At 74.3% G+C, this 17085-nt stretch carries 9 protein-coding genes; 5 read left to right on the top strand and 4 right to left on the bottom strand.

Translation table 11 applies throughout. From position 1 onward, the window contains the following. Window positions 1-22: 22 nt before the first annotated feature. On the bottom strand, window positions 23-1444 hold the full coding sequence (locus ACGF3J_RS37755) for an MFS transporter (protein ID WP_161326198.1): 1422 nt from the start codon (window positions 1442-1444) through the stop codon (window positions 23-25). A 724-nt stretch (window positions 1445-2168) separates the two neighbouring features. Between ACGF3J_RS37755 and ACGF3J_RS37750 the strand changes: the two genes are divergently transcribed. Together ACGF3J_RS37750 and ACGF3J_RS37745 are read left to right on the top strand one after the other, a co-directional pair. Beyond that, window positions 2169-4286, top strand: a complete 2118-nt coding sequence (locus ACGF3J_RS37750; protein ID WP_161326197.1) for an asparagine synthase-related protein — start codon at window positions 2169-2171, stop codon at window positions 4284-4286. 530 nt (window positions 4287-4816) lie between these two features. Further along, window positions 4817-8098 (top strand): BTAD domain-containing putative transcriptional regulator, encoded by a 3282-nt coding sequence (locus tag ACGF3J_RS37745; protein ID WP_393856037.1) that lies wholly within the window; start codon window positions 4817-4819, stop codon window positions 8096-8098. A gap of 20 nt (window positions 8099-8118) precedes the next feature. On the opposite strand, the gene ACGF3J_RS37740 is transcribed toward ACGF3J_RS37745, so the two are convergent. Beyond that, window positions 8119-10098 carry a sigma-70 family RNA polymerase sigma factor gene (locus ACGF3J_RS37740; RefSeq protein WP_393856036.1) on the bottom strand — a complete coding sequence of 660 codons (1980 nt, stop codon included), beginning with the start codon at window positions 10096-10098 and terminating at the stop codon, window positions 8119-8121. 187 nt (window positions 10099-10285) lie between these two features. Further along, a complete protein-coding gene (locus ACGF3J_RS37735) occupies window positions 10286-11098 on the bottom strand; it encodes a TetR/AcrR family transcriptional regulator (RefSeq protein WP_393856035.1) in 813 nt (270 codons plus the stop codon). 373 nt (window positions 11099-11471) lie between these two features. Between ACGF3J_RS37735 and ACGF3J_RS37730 the strand changes: the two genes are divergently transcribed. Continuing rightward, a complete protein-coding gene (locus ACGF3J_RS37730) occupies window positions 11472-12851 on the top strand; it encodes an NAD(P)/FAD-dependent oxidoreductase (protein WP_386934788.1) in 1380 nt (459 codons plus the stop codon). Window positions 12852-13032: 181 nt separating this feature from the next. After that, window positions 13033-14685, top strand: coding sequence for a SpoIIE family protein phosphatase (locus ACGF3J_RS37725; RefSeq protein WP_393856034.1), 1653 nt, complete (start codon window positions 13033-13035; stop codon window positions 14683-14685). A gap of 33 nt (window positions 14686-14718) precedes the next feature. On the opposite strand, the gene ACGF3J_RS37720 is transcribed toward ACGF3J_RS37725, so the two are convergent. Then, the gene (locus tag ACGF3J_RS37720) at window positions 14719-15996 is read right to left on the bottom strand and encodes an MFS transporter (protein ID WP_393856041.1); all 1278 of its coding nucleotides are present in this window, start codon (window positions 15994-15996) and stop codon (window positions 14719-14721) included. A gap of 137 nt (window positions 15997-16133) precedes the next feature. Here ACGF3J_RS37720 and ACGF3J_RS37715 point away from each other — a divergent pair, with 137 nt between their 5' ends. Continuing rightward, on the top strand, window positions 16134-16682 hold the full coding sequence (locus ACGF3J_RS37715; RefSeq protein WP_393856033.1) for a MarR family winged helix-turn-helix transcriptional regulator: 549 nt from the start codon (window positions 16134-16136) through the stop codon (window positions 16680-16682). Window positions 16683-17085 lie beyond the last annotated feature (403 nt).

The following is a 17085-nucleotide window of genomic DNA, read 5'->3' as shown; positions in this document are numbered from 1 at the left end:
GCGGTGCATCGGGCCGGCCGCGTCAGGCCGGGGTCACCAGCAGCGGCCGCGCTCGCTCGCGCAGCTCGACCACGCGCGGCTCGTCGCCGTAGGGCTCCAGGCGGTGCAGGAGATCCTTCACGTACTCGGTGGTGCGGGCCGAGGAGATGCGGCCGGCCACTTCGACCGCCCGCACGCCCTGCTCGCAGGCCGCGTCCAGATTGCCCGACTCCAGCTCGGCCACCGCCGAGACGACGAGCCTGAGGCCGTGCGAGCGTACGAACTCCTCCGTCGGCTGCGACAGGGCCTGCTCGGTGAAGCGGCGCACCTGGCGTGGTGCCTTCAGGTCGCGGTAGCACTCGGCCGCGTCGGCGGCGAACCGGTCGTAGGAGTAGAAACCCAGCCACGACGGGTCGCTGTCGCCGGGGCGGGCGCGCTCCAGCCAGCTCTCGGCGGCCTTCAGCGCGGCGCCGGCCGCCGGTGCGTCGCCCGCGCGCGCGTGGGCCCGTGCCTCCACCAGGCGGAAGAAGCTCATGGTGCGGGCCGTGGCCAGGCCCCTGTTGCGCTCCAGGGCGGCCTGGGCGAGGTCCACGCCCTCGTCGCCGAAGCCGCGGTAGGTGGCCTGCAGGGACATCGAGGCGAGGACGTAGCCGCCCAGGGGGACGTCGGCCGCCGCGCGGGCCAGGCGCAGGGCCTGGATGTAGTACCGCTGGGCCGCCTCCTGCTGACCGGTGTCGAAGGCCATCCACCCGGCCAGCCGGGTCAGTTCGGCCGAGGCGCCGAACAGGGCGCGGCCGACCTCGTCGGAGTAGGAGCCGAGCAGCAGGGGTGCCGCCTCGACGCGTAAGCACTCGGGGACCATGGACGAACGCCAGTCGCCGCCGCCGTACTTGGAGTCCCAGCGGCGGGCGTCCTCGGCGGCCTCCCGCAGTTTCTGCACATCGCTGTGGCCGACTTTGAGCGGTGCGCCGGAACCCTCGGCCGGGCCCACGTCGCGCGCCACCGAGCTGTCGGCCGGGGTTATCAGCCACCGGGAGGCGGGCGTCGCGTACGCGCTCACCGCGAACGAGCCGGCCAGCGACTGCCAGATGCCGCCGCCGGCCCGGCGGCCGGCGAGGTCGAGACGGTACAGCTCGGTGGCGGACCGCACCGCCTGGCCGACGTCCCGTGGGAAGGCGAGGCCCACTTCGGGGGCGGGATCCGCGTCCGCCAGGCCGATCTCGTGGAGCGGCACCGGGCGGCCGAGCTTCTGGCCGATGGCGGCGGCGATGAGGTGCGGTGCCGCACCCTGCGGCACCATCCCCTTCGACACCCAGCGCGCCACCGACGTCTTGTCGTAGCGAAGTGTCAACCCGCGTTGGGCGCCAAGGTCGTTGACGCGCCGGGCGAGTCCTGCGTTGCTGATTCCCGCGAGGGCGAGAACGGCGCCGAGCTTCTCGTTCGGCCCGCGTTGCTCCCTGGACATGCGCCACCCCTCGACACAGACGGCTGCCGCGCTGGCATAACCACGCGGCATTCGTAAACCCAGCGTAGTTCGCCGGATCCCAGGCGTTAAGAGGCATTGTTCCGGATGGCGGGATTGTGGTCCGTACTCAAGTGCGGTGCGTGCACGGTCCGTTGCGGCGTGCTCCCGTTGTGTGGCCGTGCGCCCGTCCGTGCGCTCTTCTCCGGCCATGGCGGGAGCGATTCCATGGGTGTCGCGTGGGTCGGCCCGCTGTACTGGATCCAGCGGGCTGGGGGACACCGCCGCCTACATCCCCGCGGGCGGCGGACCGGCCCGGGGGGCGAGTCCCGCCTCCCGGGCCGAGCGCCGACGGGTGGGCGGGGGGCCTGTACACAGCGTGTTCGAGTCTGTCCGTGTGTCGTCGATTTGGCTGAAAATCGTTCCTGGTATTTCAGGCCTGCATCCGTCCTCACCATGGGAGTTGAGGGCGCGCTGGGGAGCCAAACGGCGCGTTGTGGGGGCGCATTCGAGTCGCTTTCGCGCCCTCGGAGGGCGCGCGGACGGAGCGTGGATCGAGCGCCGAGCGGAAGCGGAAGGGGAGTTGACGTCCTCGCGCGAGTGACCGCGAGGACGCATTCACGGGAGCCGGTGCGGCTCCGCCGCTGCTCTGTGGCGCGCCCTTCATGGCAGCATGGGGAACCAGTTCGTACGGTGCACTGGTTGTCCCCAGCCTGTGGAGGCGTCGATGCGGTGGTTGGTGGGGTGGAGCAGCGCCGCCGTGGGAGCCGCGGGCATCACCGGCGCGGCCGGCTCCGCGGGCGCCACCGGGTACGACGGCGAGACCGTGCAGCCCGTCGGCGCCCAGCCGTTGTGGGGTGACCCCGACCCTCTGTGGGCGGTCGGCGACTGGCGCCCCGACGAGGTCCGCGTCGTCGACGCCGACCCGCAGACCCGGATCGCCGTCCTCGGCATCTGCGGCGCCTCCGACGAGCAGCTGCGGGTCGCCCTGTTCGCCGCGCGCGGCGGCGCCCTCCGGCACCTGACGGCGTGGCCCGGCAGCTACACGGCCGTCGTCCAGGTGGGGCGGCGGATCACCGTCTGCGGCGATCTCGCGGGCGCGCGGCCGGTTTTCCACACCCCCTGGTCCGGCGGCACCGCCTACGCGACCGCCGCGCTGCCCCTGGCCGACCTCGTCGAGGCCAACCTCGACTTCGGCCACCTCGCCGCGCTGCTCGCCGCGCCCGACGTGCCCGCCGCGCTGGACGACTCCACCCCGTACGACGGCGTGAAGCGCGTTCCGCCGGGGCATGCGCTGATCCTGCGCGCCGGGGCACGCGAGATCGCCGGGTACGAGCCGGTGGCCTCGCTCGCCGTCGCGGCGCCCTCGGCCGACCCCGACCGCGCCGTGGACGGGGTGCGGGATGCCTTGGTCGAGGCTGTGCGCACGCGTCTCGCCGCGCCGCGGCACGTCCCCGGCGACGGCATCGACCCCGGGCCCGTCCCGGGCATGGGGCCCGCCGAACGGCGTGCCGCGCGCGGGATGCCGGTTCCGGGGATCGGGGCCGACCTGTCCGGCGGGCCGGCCTCGGGCACGCTGGCGCTGCTGGCCGCCGGGCTGCCGGGGATGCCGGGGACCGTACTCGGGCACGGCACCGGGGCCGGGGAGCGGCTGCTGGCCGTCACCTTCAACGACCTCGCCGTGGGCGGTCAGGAGTCCGAGCTGGCGCGGGCGGGCGCGCTGGCGGCCAACCCGCGGCTGCACCACGTGGTGGTCACCGGCGGGGAGGACATGCTGCCCTACGCCGACCTGGACGGGCCGCTCACCGACGAACCGGGCTCGTCCCTGGTCGCGGCCGCGCGGCACCGGGCGCGGCTGGCGGCGGGCAGCGCGGACCACTTCACGGGGTACGGGGCACGGCAGGTGCTCGACGCCCATCCCGCGCGCCTGGCCGACCTGCTGATGGACCGCAAGCGACGCCATCTCGTGCGGCCGGTCGCGGCACTGGCCAAGGCCGACGGGTCGGTGCTGGTCCCCGCGCGCGTGTACGGGGCGGCACGGCGGCTGGCGCGGACCCCGTACCGGACGGGTCTCGAGGTGCTCGCCGAGCGGCTGCTGCGGCGGCGGTTCGACGCGCTCGGCGACGGGGCGATGGACGCGTCCCTGGCCGCGCTGACCTGGGCCGGGCCCGGACCGGCGGCGCGGTGGCTGACCGGAGAGGCGCTGGCTGAAGTATCGGTTCGCCTTCAGACCTCGTCGCAGCGGTCGGGGGTGGGTCCCGGCCAGCGGCCGGGTGACTTCCGCGCGCGTACGGCGCTGGCGCGGCAGGCCGCGGACGTGCGGGTGCTGGAGCAGGCGGCCGAGATCCGCTTCCAGCGGCTGCACGCGCCGTTCCTCGACAACCAGGTCGTACGCGCGTGCCGGGCCCTGCCGGAGGCGCTGCGGGTGCAGCCGGGGGCGCGGGCGTCCATTCTGCGGACGGTGCTGGAGGGAGCGGGGGTGAGCGAGCTGCCCAGCGGGTGGGGGGCGCCCACACAGGCGCTGGCCGCCTCGGCCGCACGGGCGGGGCTGCGGGTCTCCGCGGACTCCCTGCTCGGCCTCTTCGACACGCCGCTGCTCGCGCAGGCGGGGCTGGTGGAGGCGCGGGTGGTGCGCAAGGCGGTGCGCGCGGTGGCGGCGGGCGAGGCACTGCCGCTGGACGGCGTGGCCGACCTGGTCTCCCTGGAGCTCTGGCTGCGTCGGCTGCTGGCCCGCCGAGGCACCTGCTGGACGGGCACCCCGGCCCGCCAACGCGCGGTACCGGGCGGAATCGCGCCGGAGCGGGGGGCGTTGGGTGGGGCGGGGGCTGTGGTGCGGCGGGGGTGATGGGGTGGTGCCTGCGGCGGCCTGCGGCGGCCTGCGGCGGCCTGTGCGGGTGGGGGTGCGCGTGGCGCGGTGCGGGGGGTGGGGTGCCTGCGGCGGCCTGTGGCTGCTTCGGTGGGGGTGCGCGTAGCGCGTTGGGTTCGGTGGTGGGTCGGGGGCGCGCCGGGGGGTGTCCGTCCTCGGAACGGCGCGGAATGGGTCGGCCACAGAAGTGAACTGTGTTGACGCGCCAACCGCTGCGGGCGGACACCCCCCGACCCGCCCCCTTCCCGCCGTACGCGGCTCTCCGCCGTCTTCCCCGGCTGCGGCCACCCGTGCCGCCCGAGCTGCGGGCAGTCGTGCCGCTGGGGCGGCACGGGTGGGCGCAGCGGCACCCGGCAAGCGCCGGTCCGCGTCACCCACCCCGCGCCCACACCCGCGCCGGGTACCGCGCTGTGCCGGGACGCGGGCTCACCGCGTACGCGCCCCCGTCGCGCGGGCCGCGTAAACCCACCCCGGGACCCCCACCGCCCGACTCCGGCGACAATGAACCCGTGCGGTACAGAATCCTGGGGATCGCCCAGACGGAGGACCACGGCACCGTCGTCACCCCCGGCGGGCCCCGGCTCCGGACGCTGCTCGCCGCCCTCGCCCTGCGACCCGGCCAGGTCGTCACCCCCGCCACCCTGATCGACGAGGTCTGGGCGGAGGATCCGCCGAAGGACGCCCCCGCCGCCCTCCAGGCACTGGTCGGCCGTCTGCGCCGTACCGTCGGCAAGGACGCCGTCGCCTCCGCCCCCGGTGGCTACCGGCTCGACGCGACCCGGGACGACGTGGACCTGTACGTCTTCGAGCGCCTCGTACGGCACGGCACCGCCGCCCTCGAGCGCGGTGACGCCGAGGGCGCCGCCCGGCAGCTGGACGAGGCCCTCGGGCTGTGGCGGGGGCCCGCCCTCACCGACCTCCCCGACGCCGCCGCCCGCCCCGAGGCGCTGCGCCTGGAGGCCACCCGGGCCCGGATCGAGGTCGGCCTGCGCCTCGGCGAGGCCCACGACGCCGTACCGCGGCTGCGGGAACTGACCGCCGCGCACCCGTACGACGAACCGCTGCACGCCCTCCTCATCCGCGCCCTGCGCGCCGCCGGCCGCGCCGCCGACGCCTTGGCCGCCTACGAGGACGCCCGGCGTGCTCTGGACGAGGGACTCGGGACCGGACCGGGGCCGCAGCTGCGCGCCCTGCACGCCGAACTGCTCGCCGCCCCCGCCGGCGACAGGCGGCCGGAGGCCCCCGCGCGGACGGGCAACATCCGCCCCCGGCTGACCTCCTTCGTGGGACGCGAACGCGAACTCGACGCCATCCGTTCCGAACTGCACACGGCCCGGCTGGTCACCCTCACCGGCCCCGGCGGCTCCGGGAAGACCCGCCTCGCCGAGGAGGCCGCCGCCGCGCTCCCGCAGGCCTGGCTGGTCGAACTGGCCCCTCTCGACCGGCCCGAGGCCGTGCCCGGTGCGGTCGTCAACGCGCTCGGGCTGCGCGAGACCGTCCTGGTGAGCAGCGACCGGGCCGCCGTCCCGCACGACCCCGTCGCCCTGCTCGTCGAGTACTGCGCGGCTCGCGACCTGCTTCTCGTTCTTGACAACTGCGAACACGTCATCGAAGAGGTGGCCCGGCTCGCCGAGACGCTGCTGACCCGCTGCCCCGGCCTCACCGTCCTCGCCACCAGCCGTGAGCCGCTCGGCGTCCCGGGCGAGTCGGTGCGCCCGGTCGAGCCGCTCACCCCGGACCAGGCCCAGCGCCTCTTCGCCGCCCGCGCGGCCGCCGTACGGCCCGACGCCGGGAGCGTGCTGCGCGACGAGACCGCGGTCGCCGAGATCTGCCGACGGCTGGACGGGCTCCCCCTCGCGATCGAGCTGGCCGTGGCCCGGCTGCGGGTGCTCACGCCCCGGGAGATCGCCGACCGGCTCGACGACCGCTTCCGCCTGCTCACCTCCGGCAGCCGCACCGTCCTGCCCCGCCAGCAGACCCTGCGGGCGGTGGTCGACTGGTCCTGGGACCTCCTCGACGACGCCGAACGGACCACGCTGTGCGAGCTGTCCGTCTTCGCCGGCGGCTGGGAGCTGGACGCCGCGGAGGCCGTCTGCACCGGGCCCGCGGCCGACGTCGTCGGGGCCCTCGTCGACAAGTCCCTCGTCGTCGCCGCCCCCGGCACCCACGGCGCCGGCACGCGCTACCGGATGCTGGAGACCATCCACGAGTACGCCGACGAACGCGCCGCCGAGCTGCCCGAACTGCGCGCCCGAGCGGAAGAGGCCCACCGCGCGTGGGCACGCGCGCTGGTCGAGGAGGCCGACCCCCAGCTGCGGTCCGCCGGGCAGCTGCCCTGGATCGCCCGGCTGGAGGCCGAGCACGACAACATCCGCGCGGCCCTCGACCGCACCCTCGGCGCCGGTGACGAGCGGGAGGCCGCCGCCCTCGCCCTCGCCATGGGATGGTTCTGGTGGCTGCGCAACTACCGGCACGAGGGCATCCGGTGGTTCGACCGGACGCTGCGTCTCGGAGCCGCCCTGGACGCGAGCGGCGGGGAGGTGCCGACGCCGGACGTCCTCGCCCGCCGTACGGCCGCCGCCGATCCCGTGGACGCCCTCCTCGCCGTACCGGAGGGCGACACCCGGCACCCGCTGCACTCCCTGCGCATGCAGGTGCGGATGATGCACCTCCTCCTCACCTTCGAGGCCGGTCCGGGGGAGGGACGGCTCGACGAGCGGATGCGCCGGTACGTCGTCAGGCTGCGGGACCACTTCGCCGCAGGAGGCCCGGAAGCGGCCCGGGTGCCCGGCCTCATCTGGCCGTTGACCCAGTTCTTCGTCAGCGACTCCGGCGACGTACGCGAGGCCATGGACGCCTCCGTCGCCAATTGCCGCGCCTACGGGGGCGAGTGGGAGATCGCCGCCGGCCTCATGTTCCGCACCCTCTCGGTGGTCGACTCCTCCGGGGGCCTGGCCGGCATCGACGAGGACCTGGCGGAACTGCGCGTGCTCAGCCGCCGGATCGGGGACCGCCTGGTGGAGGCCCAGGTGTGCAGCGCCTTCGGCGAGCACGCCATGGTCCTCGGCCGCTACGAGGAGGCCAGGGCCGAGTACGAGCAGGCCCTTCGGCTCGCCGACGAGGTGGGCGCCTTCGCGGAGTCGCCCCTCCTCATCGCCCGGCTCGCCGAGATCGCCTACCGCGCGGGGGACCGCGACACGGCGCTCACCGTGCTCGACCGCGCCGGCGCCGCCGCCGACCGGTACGGCGTGGTGGACTCCAAGGCGTTCGTCCTGATGCTGCGGGCCGGACTCGCGGTGGAGGACGCGGACTTCACGCGCGGGCGTGCCCTGTGCGAGGCGGCCCGCGCGGAGTGCGTGCGGGGGACGCCGCCGCCGCAGTTCCTGGCGATGCTGGGGCTGGTGGACGCCCTCGTCACGGCGGGGGAGTCGGGGCCGCGCGAGGGGCTGCCGCTGCTGGTGGAGACCCTCCGGACGGCGGTGCGCAAGCGGTGCGCCGACCTGGTCGTGGCGGCCCTCGTGGACGGCTCGGCCGAACTGCTGAGCCGCCTCGGGGACCACGCCCGGTCGGCACGGCTGCTCGGCGCGGCCGCACACTGGCGCGGCGACCGCCCACGCCCCATGCCCGACCGCGCGCACGCCGAGCGGGCCGGGGCCGCCGCCCGTACCGCCCTCGGCGGTGAGCGGTACGCCGCCGAGCAGGCCGAAGGCGCCGCCCTCACCCCGGGCGACGTCCTGCGCGAACTGGACGAGGCGGTGCGCGAACCCCGGCCACGTCAGCCGGCCCCGTAGAGCGCGGGGTGGAGCGGGCGCTACGCGCAGGTGAAGCGCGACTGCGCCCAGTCCGCCAGCGTCGCCGAGTCGAACGGTCCGTGCGGCTCGGCCACCAGGCGTACGGTCTCGCGCCCCGAGACGTCCACATGGACGGGCACCGCCGGGTCACCGCCCTCGACCGCCCCGGAGTTCCACAGCCGGACCCCGTCGGCGTACACCGAGAAGTGGACCTTGCCGAGCTTCATCGCCAGGTCGTCGACGCCGACCAGCGCGTCGTAGGACGAGCAGGAGCGGTTGAGGTCGATGGTGACGGAGGAGCGGCCGTGGACGGTGACGCCGTGGGCGTACCGCACGCCGTCGACCGACAGTGCTGAGCGCTGCCACACCCAACTGCTCCCGGCCAGCCGCATCTCGGGCCGGGTGCCGTCACCGGTCACGTCGTACGCCAGCTGGCTCCACTGGTAGACGGTCCGTGCGGGTGGGGGCGGTGAGGCGGGCGGTGGGGGTGTGGGGGAGGGCGAGGGTGCGGGGGGTGACGGGGGCGGGGTCGGCGTGGGCGTGGGCCTCGGGGTGGGGGTCGGCTTCGGTGTCCGGGGCGGTTCAGGCGTCGGGGTGGGGGTCGGGGCCGGTTCGGGGGCGGACGCCGGGGGCTGGGGGCGGGGTGGGCGCGGGGTGGGCGTGGGGGAGTCGGGGGCGGGCTGGGCCACCGGTGAGGAGGCGGGCGGGGCCGCCCTCGAGGGACGGTCCTCCGGCTCGTCGTCGCCGGCCAGCGCGAAGACCAGCGCCGCCGCGGCGGCCACCGCCACCACACCGGCCGCGATGCCCGCCTTCACCGGCGCGCCCAGCCCTTCGGAGGCCGCGGCACCGCCGCCCGCGCCGCCGCCCGCGCCACCGGAGGTACCACCGGCCGCCGCCGCACCCGCCGCGCCGACGCCCGCACCACCGGCGACGATCCCGGCCGCCTTGGCGTACCCGGCGGCGCCGAACCAGCCGATGACGGCGACCGGCACCACGGCGGGGATGCCGCTCGCGACCTCCTCGATCTGGGTGGCGGCCAGCCGGCACCGCGCGCACTCCTCCAAGTGCTTGCGCAGCCCGCGCTCGGCCCGGACACGCAGCCTGCCGCGCGCGTACGTGCCGAGCTGGTCGGCGTAGCGGGCGCACTCCTCGTCGCCGGTGAGGGTGTCACTGACGTGGGCCTGGAGGTAAGCCTGCTTCAGACCCTCGCGTGCGCGGCTGGCGAGTACCCGGGTGCCGTTGGCGTCCAGCCCGAAGAGCATGGCCACCTCGCTCGGGGACTCGTCCTCGACCTCGGTGTGCCACAGCACGGCCTGCCACCGCTCCGGCAGCGACCGGAAGGCCCGCATCGCCATCGACTGCTCGGCCTGGTGCATGGCCCGGACATCGGCGCCCAGCTCCAGGGTGTCGTCGTCCGGGCCTTCGGTGGTCCGCGCGGACTGCGCGGCGAACACGGCGAAGTCGTCGACCAGCTGCTCCCGCCCGGCCGACCGCGTCCAGCCCGCGGCCACCCGCCGGACCGCGGTGAGCAGGTAGGCGCGCACGGCGTGCTCGGGACCCGAACCCCCGCGCACCGCCTGGAGCATGCGGGCGAAGACCTCGGCGGTGAGGTCGTCCGCGGTGTGGGCGTCGCGGCAGCAGGTGCGCGCGTACCGGCGTACCGCGTCCGCGTGGCGCCGGAACAGCTCCTCGTAGGCCGTGTCGTCGCCCGCGCGCATGCCCTCGATCAGCTCGGCGTCGGACGACGGGACCTCGCGCGGCGGCGGCAGGACGCTGTCCTCGTGCAGCTCGCGCTGGGCCGGGACGCCGGACCCCGCCGGAGGACCGGCCTCGGCCGCACCCCCACCCGGGCCGGGCCGACCCGCGTCCGCCGGACCGCCGCCCCACGGGGACCTGGCCCGTCCGCCCTGGCCCGGCACCTGCGGTGAGTCGGCGGGTCCGGTGTCACCGGGCCCGCCTTCGCCGTCACCGAGTGACCCGCCCCGCCCGTCAACGCTCATCGCGGAAAGCCCCCGCCGCCTGCCCAGCCAGTCCGAACACGGCGCCAGAGTGCCATATTGGCTTTTGTTCAGGACCTAGTCGGGCCGATCACCACTCGTCCGTGGGGACTTGCCGCGCGGCGGTAATGACGCTCAGCCGTTCGGGGAAGGAGAAATACCTCGCCCCCGCCCCGACGGCCGCGGCGGTTCAGGCGGGACGCGACCGCAGCCCCTCCAGCAGGATGTCCAGCAGCCGGGCCGAGGCCGCCGCCTGCTGAGCCGGGTCAGGCAGCGAGGGCGCCGCCGTGGCTATCACCAGCAGCACGTCCGACACCGAGACGCCCGGCCGCAGCTCGCCCGCCGCACGGGCCCGCTCCACGAGCCGGCCCACGACCTCCAGCAGCGCCGCCGCACCGTGATCGACCTCCACGGACGCCGAGGCATCGGCCGTCGCACCGGCAGCGCCGTGCTCCTCCGACACCAGCCGCAGCTCACCCGAGCCCGGCTGTATCCGCTGCTGCGGCACCCGCGGCTCCCCGACCGGGACGGCGGCGCCGTCACCGCCCGCACCGTCGTCGGCGGAGTCCGACACCCCGACCCGCAGCACCTGCGGCGGCAGCAGCCGGCCGGCGCCCGAGGCCACCGACGTACGCAGGAAGCGGGACAGCGCCGACCACGGTTCGTCCTCCTGCCCGAGCGCCGCCCGGGCCTGGTCGGTCAGCCGCGCCGTCTCCTCCTCGGCTATCCGCCGGACCAGCACGTCCTTGCTCGGAAAGCGCCGGTACACGGTGCCGACACCGACCCGGGCGCGCCGCGCCACGTCCTCCATGGGCGCGCCGTAACCCAGCTCGCCGAAGACCTCGCGGGCCGCGCGCAGGACGTGCTCCAGATTGCGCTGGGCGTCCACGCGCAACGGAGCGTTCCGTGCCGCGTCCGCGCGTGCGCCACCCGCCGCCGCACTCATCGCGCCACCGGGCGCGACAGCCGACGCGGACGACCAATGAGAGTCCTGAACATGCATAGACAATCCCCCGGTAATGACGTCTCCCCCCGGAGACTCTCCCCGCCATCGAAAGCCGGAGTGTGTGGAACTGGCCCCTTCCGCGGTCCGCCCGTCGCGGACCCGGTGAGCGCATCCCCCTGCACCCCGTCGGAAAGAACATAGTTGAGCGAGGGTCAATTCAGAAGGGGCACGTTCCGCACGGAGCGCCCCCCGATCGGAGCACGGATCACATACGCCCCGAATGTGCCGCCCGCCGCCCCCACCCCCACCCCCGCTGACCTGCACGACCGCGCCTCACCACGGTCCCGCGGACGTGGCCGGGCCTTCGCGATCTCCGGTCACACAAATCGACGAGCCTGTGGACAAACGCAAGCGCCGGGTGCGTCATGGGATGGTGAAGGAACGTGCGCGCATTCTCGTTGTCGGCGGTGGCTACGTCGGGATGTACACGGCCCTGCGTCTGCAGCGGAACCTCAGGGGTGAACTCCGGCGGGGCGAAGCCGAGATCACGGTCGTCACCCCCGACCCCTACATGACGTACCAGCCCTTTCTGCCCGAGGCGGCGGCCGGCTCCATCTCCCCGCGGCACGTCGTCGTGCCCCTGCGCCGGCTCCTCGGCCAGTGCCGCCTCGTCATCGGCGAGGCCCGGTCCATCGACCACACGACACGCACCGCCACCATCACCACCCTCGCCACCGACGAGGAGAGCACCGGCGCCCGCCGGCTGACCTACGACCAGCTCGTCCTCGCGCCCGGCTCGGTCTCCCGCACCCTGCCCGTCCCCGGCCTCGCCGACCACGGCGTCGGCTTCAAGACCCTCGAAGAGGCCATCGGCCTGCGCAACCACGTCCTCGAACAGATGGACATCGCCTCCTCCACCCGCGATCCCGACATCCGCGACGCCGCCCTCACCTTCGTGTTCGTCGGCGGCGGCTACGCGGGCGTGGAGGCCCTGGGCGAGCTGGAGGACATGGCCCGCTACGCCGCGCGGTACTACCACAACGTCACCCCCGAGGACATGAAGTGGATCCTCGTCGAGGCATCGGGCCGCATCCTGCCCGAGGTCGGCGAGGACCTGGGCCGCTACACGGTCACCGAACTGCGCCGCCGCAACATCGACGTACGCCTGGAAACCCGCCTGGACTCCTGTGCCGACCGCGTCGCCGTCCTCAGCGACGGTTCCCGCTTCCCCACCCGTACGGTCGTCTGGACGGCCGGCGTCAAACCCCACCCGGTCCTCGCCGCCACCGACCTGCCCCTCGACGACCGCGGCCGCCTCACCTGCACCGCCCACCTGTCGGTCGACGGCGCCCCGCACGCGTGGGCCGCGGGAGACGCCGCCGCCGTCCCGGACGTCACCGCGTCCGACCCCGCGCGGGAGTGCGCCCCCAACGCCCAGCACGCCGTCCGCCAGGCCAAGGTCCTCGCCGACAACGTCACGCACGCCCTGCGTGGCGAGCCCCTCGACACGTACGCGCACAAATACGCCGGTTCCGTCGCCTCCCTCGGCTTCCACAAGGGCGTCGCGCACGTCTACGGACGCAAGCTCAAGGGCTACCCCGCGTGGTTCATGCACCGCGCCTACCACCTCAGCCGCGTCCCCACCGTCAACCGCAAGGCGCGCGTGCTGGCCGAATGGGCCCTCGCCGGACTCTTCAAACGGGAGATCGTCTCCCTGGGTTCACTCGAACATCCCCGAGCGGAGTTCGAACTCGCGGCCGGTGGAAAGCCTTCCCAGGAACCGCCGCACAACCCGAAGGGGTCGTCCTGACCGGAGTCCGGAACTCCCCCGCCGACTGAGGCGTCTGACGGATGTCGGCCAGGCCGGCACCCTGCCAGACTGGTCCACCACCGCGGGCGCGCCGCCGCCCGCCCCGCGCGGCCCCCGGGGCCACGGCCGGTCCCGGCCGTCCCGGTCTCCGGCCGCCGACAACTACACGAGGCAAGGATTCGTGAACTTCACGCGCTGGAGCGCCCGACTCCCCGGAACGCAGCGCCGCGCCGCAGCGCGGACCGACACGGCGGTCTCCCCCGACCGGAGGAGCGACGGCTCCGTACCCGCCGCCCGCGTCGAGCAGCTCACCGAGGAGGCCCCGCCCGTCCCCGCGGTGGACGACCTGCCCGTGCGCGACGTCCTCGACCGCGTCCCGGCCCTCGTCGCCCTCGTCTACGGCCCCGAACACCGCCTCGCCTACGTCAACGACGCCTATGTCGCCGCCTTCGGCATGCGCGACCTGGGCGAACGCGCCCGCGAGGCCCTCCGCGAGCTGGACGAGCCGGGCCTCTTCCCGCTCCTGGACCAGGTCCAGCGCAGCGGCCGGCCCCGCACCCTCAAGTCCCGCAAGGCCCCCGACGGCCGCTCCTACACCTTCACCTGCACCCCGGTCACCGAGCGCGACAAGGGCAGCGGCGACCGCGGCGTTCTCGTCTTCGCCACCGACGTCACCGACCACGCCGAGGCCGCGGCCCGCCTCCGCGCGAGCGAACGCCGCCAGCGCGAAACCGCCGTCACCCTCCAGCGCTCCCTGCTCCCACAGGAACTGGAGGAGCCCGACGACCTGCGCGTCGCCGCCACCTACCACCCCGGTGGCACCGAGGCCGCGGTCGGCGGCGACTGGTACGACGTGATCACCCTCGGCGGCGGCCGCACCGCCCTGGTCATCGGCGACGTCATGGGCAGAGGCGTCCGCGCGGCGGCCGTCATGGGCCAGCTCCGTACGGCGGTCAGGGCCTACGCCCGCCTCGACCTGCCCCCGCACGAGGTGCTCCAGCTCCTCGACGGCCTCGCCACCGAGATCGACGCCAACCAGATCGCCACCTGCGTCTACGCCATCCACGACCCCAACGAGGGCCGGCTGGTCTACGCGTCCGCCGGGCACCTGCCCATCCTGGTCCGCGACGAGAACGGCACCGTCCAGCGCGCCGACGAGCCCACCGGCCCCCCGCTCGGCACCGGCGGCTGGGTGCACACGTCCGGCTCGATCTCCCTGACCCCCGGCTCCACCGCCGTCCTCTACACGGACGGCCTGGTGGAACGCCGCGACGAGGACCTGGACGAGGGCATCGCAGCCCTGGAGCGCGCCCTGTCCGGCGCGACCGGCACCCCGCAGGTGATCTGCGACCGCCTGGTCCGCTCCGCCGGCGTCACCCCGGACCACGACGACGACGTCGCCGTCCTGGTCCTCCAGCACCCCGCGCGCACCGGCGCGGACGCCGAACTGTTCCGCAACGCCGCCCTCGAACTGCTCGGCGGCGTGGAAGCGGCCCCACGCGCGCGTGCCTTCGCCTCCGGCGTCCTGACCAGCTGGCGCTTCCCGACCGATCTGCACGACCTGGGCGTCCTGGCCACCAGCGAACTGGTCGCCAACTCCCTCCAGCACGGCTCGCCGCCCATGCGGCTGCGCCTGCGCCGCACCGACCGCCGCCTGATCATCGAGGTCACCGACGGCGACGACCACCTGCCCAGGCGCCGCCGCGCGGAGCCCGGGGACGAGTCCGGCCGGGGCATCGCCATCGTCGCGACCATCGCCACCAACTGGGGGTCCCGGCGCACACCCGGTGGCGGCAAGGCCGTCTGGTGCGAGTTCGTCCTGCCGAAGCCGTGACGGACCGGAGCCCGCCACGGCTTCACCCCCGGCTCACGCCTCCGCGGCCGCCACCGCGTCCGCGGGCGCCCGCCCCTGCGTGACCACCCGGCTCCGAGCCAGCGACGGCTGATTCTGTACGTCGGTCAGCTGCCGCCCCAACCGCACCGCCAGCACCGTGATGCCCAGCGAGAACAACAGGAACGCCACGATGTACGGCGCGTGCAGGGAGGCCCCGAGCGGCCCGCCGACCGCCGGCCCGATCGCCAGCGCGAGCTGCTTCACCAGGGCGAAGGCCGAGTTGTACTGCCCGGCAAGCCCGGTCGGCGCCAGGTCCGCCACCAGCGGGGCCAGCGTCGGCGACAGCATCGCCTCACCCAGACCGAACAGCGCGTACGTCGAGATGAAGGCGGCCGTCGCCATCGTCTGGCTGCCGTGCCCGAGCCCGGCGTACCCGGCCACGGCCCACGCCACGGCCCAGATCAGACCCACGGCGGCGATCACGCGCGCCCGCTTCCGCCGCTCCACGAACTTCAGCACCGCGAACTGCGCGATCACGATCATCAGCGTGTTCGCGGCCAGCGCCGTCCCCAGCGCGGACGTGGTGATCCCGGCGGCCTCGACGCCGTAGGCGCTCAGCCCCGACTCGAACTGTCCGTAGCAGGCGAAGAACAGCACGAAGCCCAGCACGCACAGCTGCACCATCGCGCGGTTGCCCAGCAGCTGCTTCCAGCTGCCCCCGGACGCCTGGCCCGGAACGGCCTCCACGCGCGGGGCGCGCGGCACCCGCACGGTCGCCATCACCGCGACCAGCACCAGGAACATGGCCGCCTCGATCGCGAACAGCAGCGTGAAGGACGAGGCGCTGGTGGTGTCGACCAGGTGACCGCCGATGAGTCCGCCGACGCCGAGTCCCAGGTTCTGCAGGAAGAACTGCATGGCGAAGGCCCGCGACCTGGTCTCCGTCGTGGAGCAGTCCACGATCATCGTCGCGAGCGCGGGCTGCATCACGGCCTGACCCGCGCCCAGCGCGGCGGCGGACAGCAGCACGGTGGCCGCCGAGGCCGACAGCCCCAGGCTCAGCGCACCGAGCGCGGCGGTGACCAGGGCGATGAGCAGCACCGGCAGCGGGCCCCGCCGGACGATGGCCCGCCCGGCGAACGGCAGCACGATCAGCGCGGCCACCGCGAAGACGGCGAGCACGAGACCCGCCGTCATGGAGCCGAGCCCCCGGACCTGCGCCACATAGACGTACAGGTAGGGGACGGTGAAGCCGAGTCCGAACGCGCTGAGTGCGTTGCCCACGTGAATCCGGCGCATCGCGGCGCCCATTGCCCTGGTCACGTTCACCCTCTCTTGGGTCGATCGCTCCAGCCGTTAGAGCTGAAGACTTAGAAGCTAAAGTTCGAAGGTAAAGAGTACATAGTGAAGGACTTCAAGGCAAAGCAGTGGCGTGCCATACTGCGGCCATGGGCGACACCTCAGGCGCAGGCGAACCGCCACTCGAAGAACAGATCGCCGCCTACCAGCGCGAGTTCCAGGGCCTCGACCCCCAGGTCGAGAAGATCGTCTCGGCGCTGTCCCGCCTCAACCGCCGCATGAACGTCGCGTACGGCCGGCAGACCGCCGAGCTGGGCATCAGCAACACCGACTGGGAAGTGCTCAAGGCGCTGGTCCTCTCCGGCGCCCCCTACCGGCTGGGCCCCGGCGACCTCTCCAAGCGCCTCGGCCTGACCCCCGCGGCGATGACCCACCGCATCGATCGCATGGTGACCGAGGGCCTGGTCACCCGGGAGCGCGACGAGTCGAACCGGGTCCGCGTCATCGTCGAGCTGACGTCGGAGGGGCGCGAGAAGTGGCTGGAGGCCATGCGCCTCGCCTCGGTCTTCGAAGAGGACCTGCTCCAGGACCTCTCTCCCGACGACCGGACCGCGCTCGGCGAGGTGCTCACCCGCCTCCTGCGCCGGGTCGAGCACGCCCAGCCCGACGCGGGCGGCCGGCTCAGCGACCTCGAATAAAGATCTTGACAGAGGCGGTTGACAGCCCCCTACGAGGTCCGTACAGTTCTTCGGGTTGCCACGGCACCGTAACGGTTCTGCGGTAGCACCTCCGCCGCAGCAGCGGCACCCAAACCACCAGCACGAGCCCCCAGTGGGAATGACTTCGGCATGTCCGAATTCAATTCCGATTGTCGCTCGACGGCCCGGTAGTCCCCGATTGGGAAACACCGCGACTGTCCGCTAAGGTTTGGAACGTCGGAACGGCCCAAGGGCCGGGAAGACAACCCCCCTCTGACGGGGAATCAGAGCCCGAAAGGATCTGATAGAGTCGGAACCGCCGGAAAGGGAAACGCGAAAGCGGGAACCTGGAAAGCACCGAGGAAATCGGGTCGGAAAGATCTGATAGAGTCGGAAACGCAAG

Source organism: Streptomyces sp. NPDC048171 (genome assembly GCF_043202655.1).
Lineage (GTDB): Bacteria > Actinomycetota > Actinomycetes > Streptomycetales > Streptomycetaceae > Streptomyces.
The sequence above is the reverse complement of the archived record's forward strand: the minus strand, read 5'-3'. Positions and strand labels throughout refer to the sequence as shown.

What these genes read in the sequence shown, in the direction of transcription:
- ACGF3J_RS37755 (WP_161326198.1), bottom strand. Translation starts at nt 1,444, where the DNA reads ATGTCCAGGGAGCAACGCGGGCCGAACGAGAAGCTCGGCGCCGTTCTC.
- ACGF3J_RS37750 (WP_161326197.1), top strand. Translation starts at nt 2,169, where the DNA reads ATGCGGTGGTTGGTGGGGTGGAGCAGCGCCGCCGTGGGAGCCGCGGGC.
- ACGF3J_RS37740 (WP_393856036.1), bottom strand. Translation starts at nt 10,098, where the DNA reads ATGAGCGTTGACGGGCGGGGCGGGTCACTCGGTGACGGCGAAGGCGGG.
- ACGF3J_RS37735 (WP_393856035.1), bottom strand. Translation starts at nt 11,098, where the DNA reads ATGCATGTTCAGGACTCTCATTGGTCGTCCGCGTCGGCTGTCGCGCCC.
- ACGF3J_RS37730 (WP_386934788.1), top strand. Translation starts at nt 11,472, where the DNA reads ATGGTGAAGGAACGTGCGCGCATTCTCGTTGTCGGCGGTGGCTACGTC.
- ACGF3J_RS37720 (WP_393856041.1), bottom strand. Translation starts at nt 15,996, where the DNA reads ATGGGCGCCGCGATGCGCCGGATTCACGTGGGCAACGCACTCAGCGCG.
- ACGF3J_RS37715 (WP_393856033.1), top strand. Translation starts at nt 16,134, where the DNA reads ATGGGCGACACCTCAGGCGCAGGCGAACCGCCACTCGAAGAACAGATC.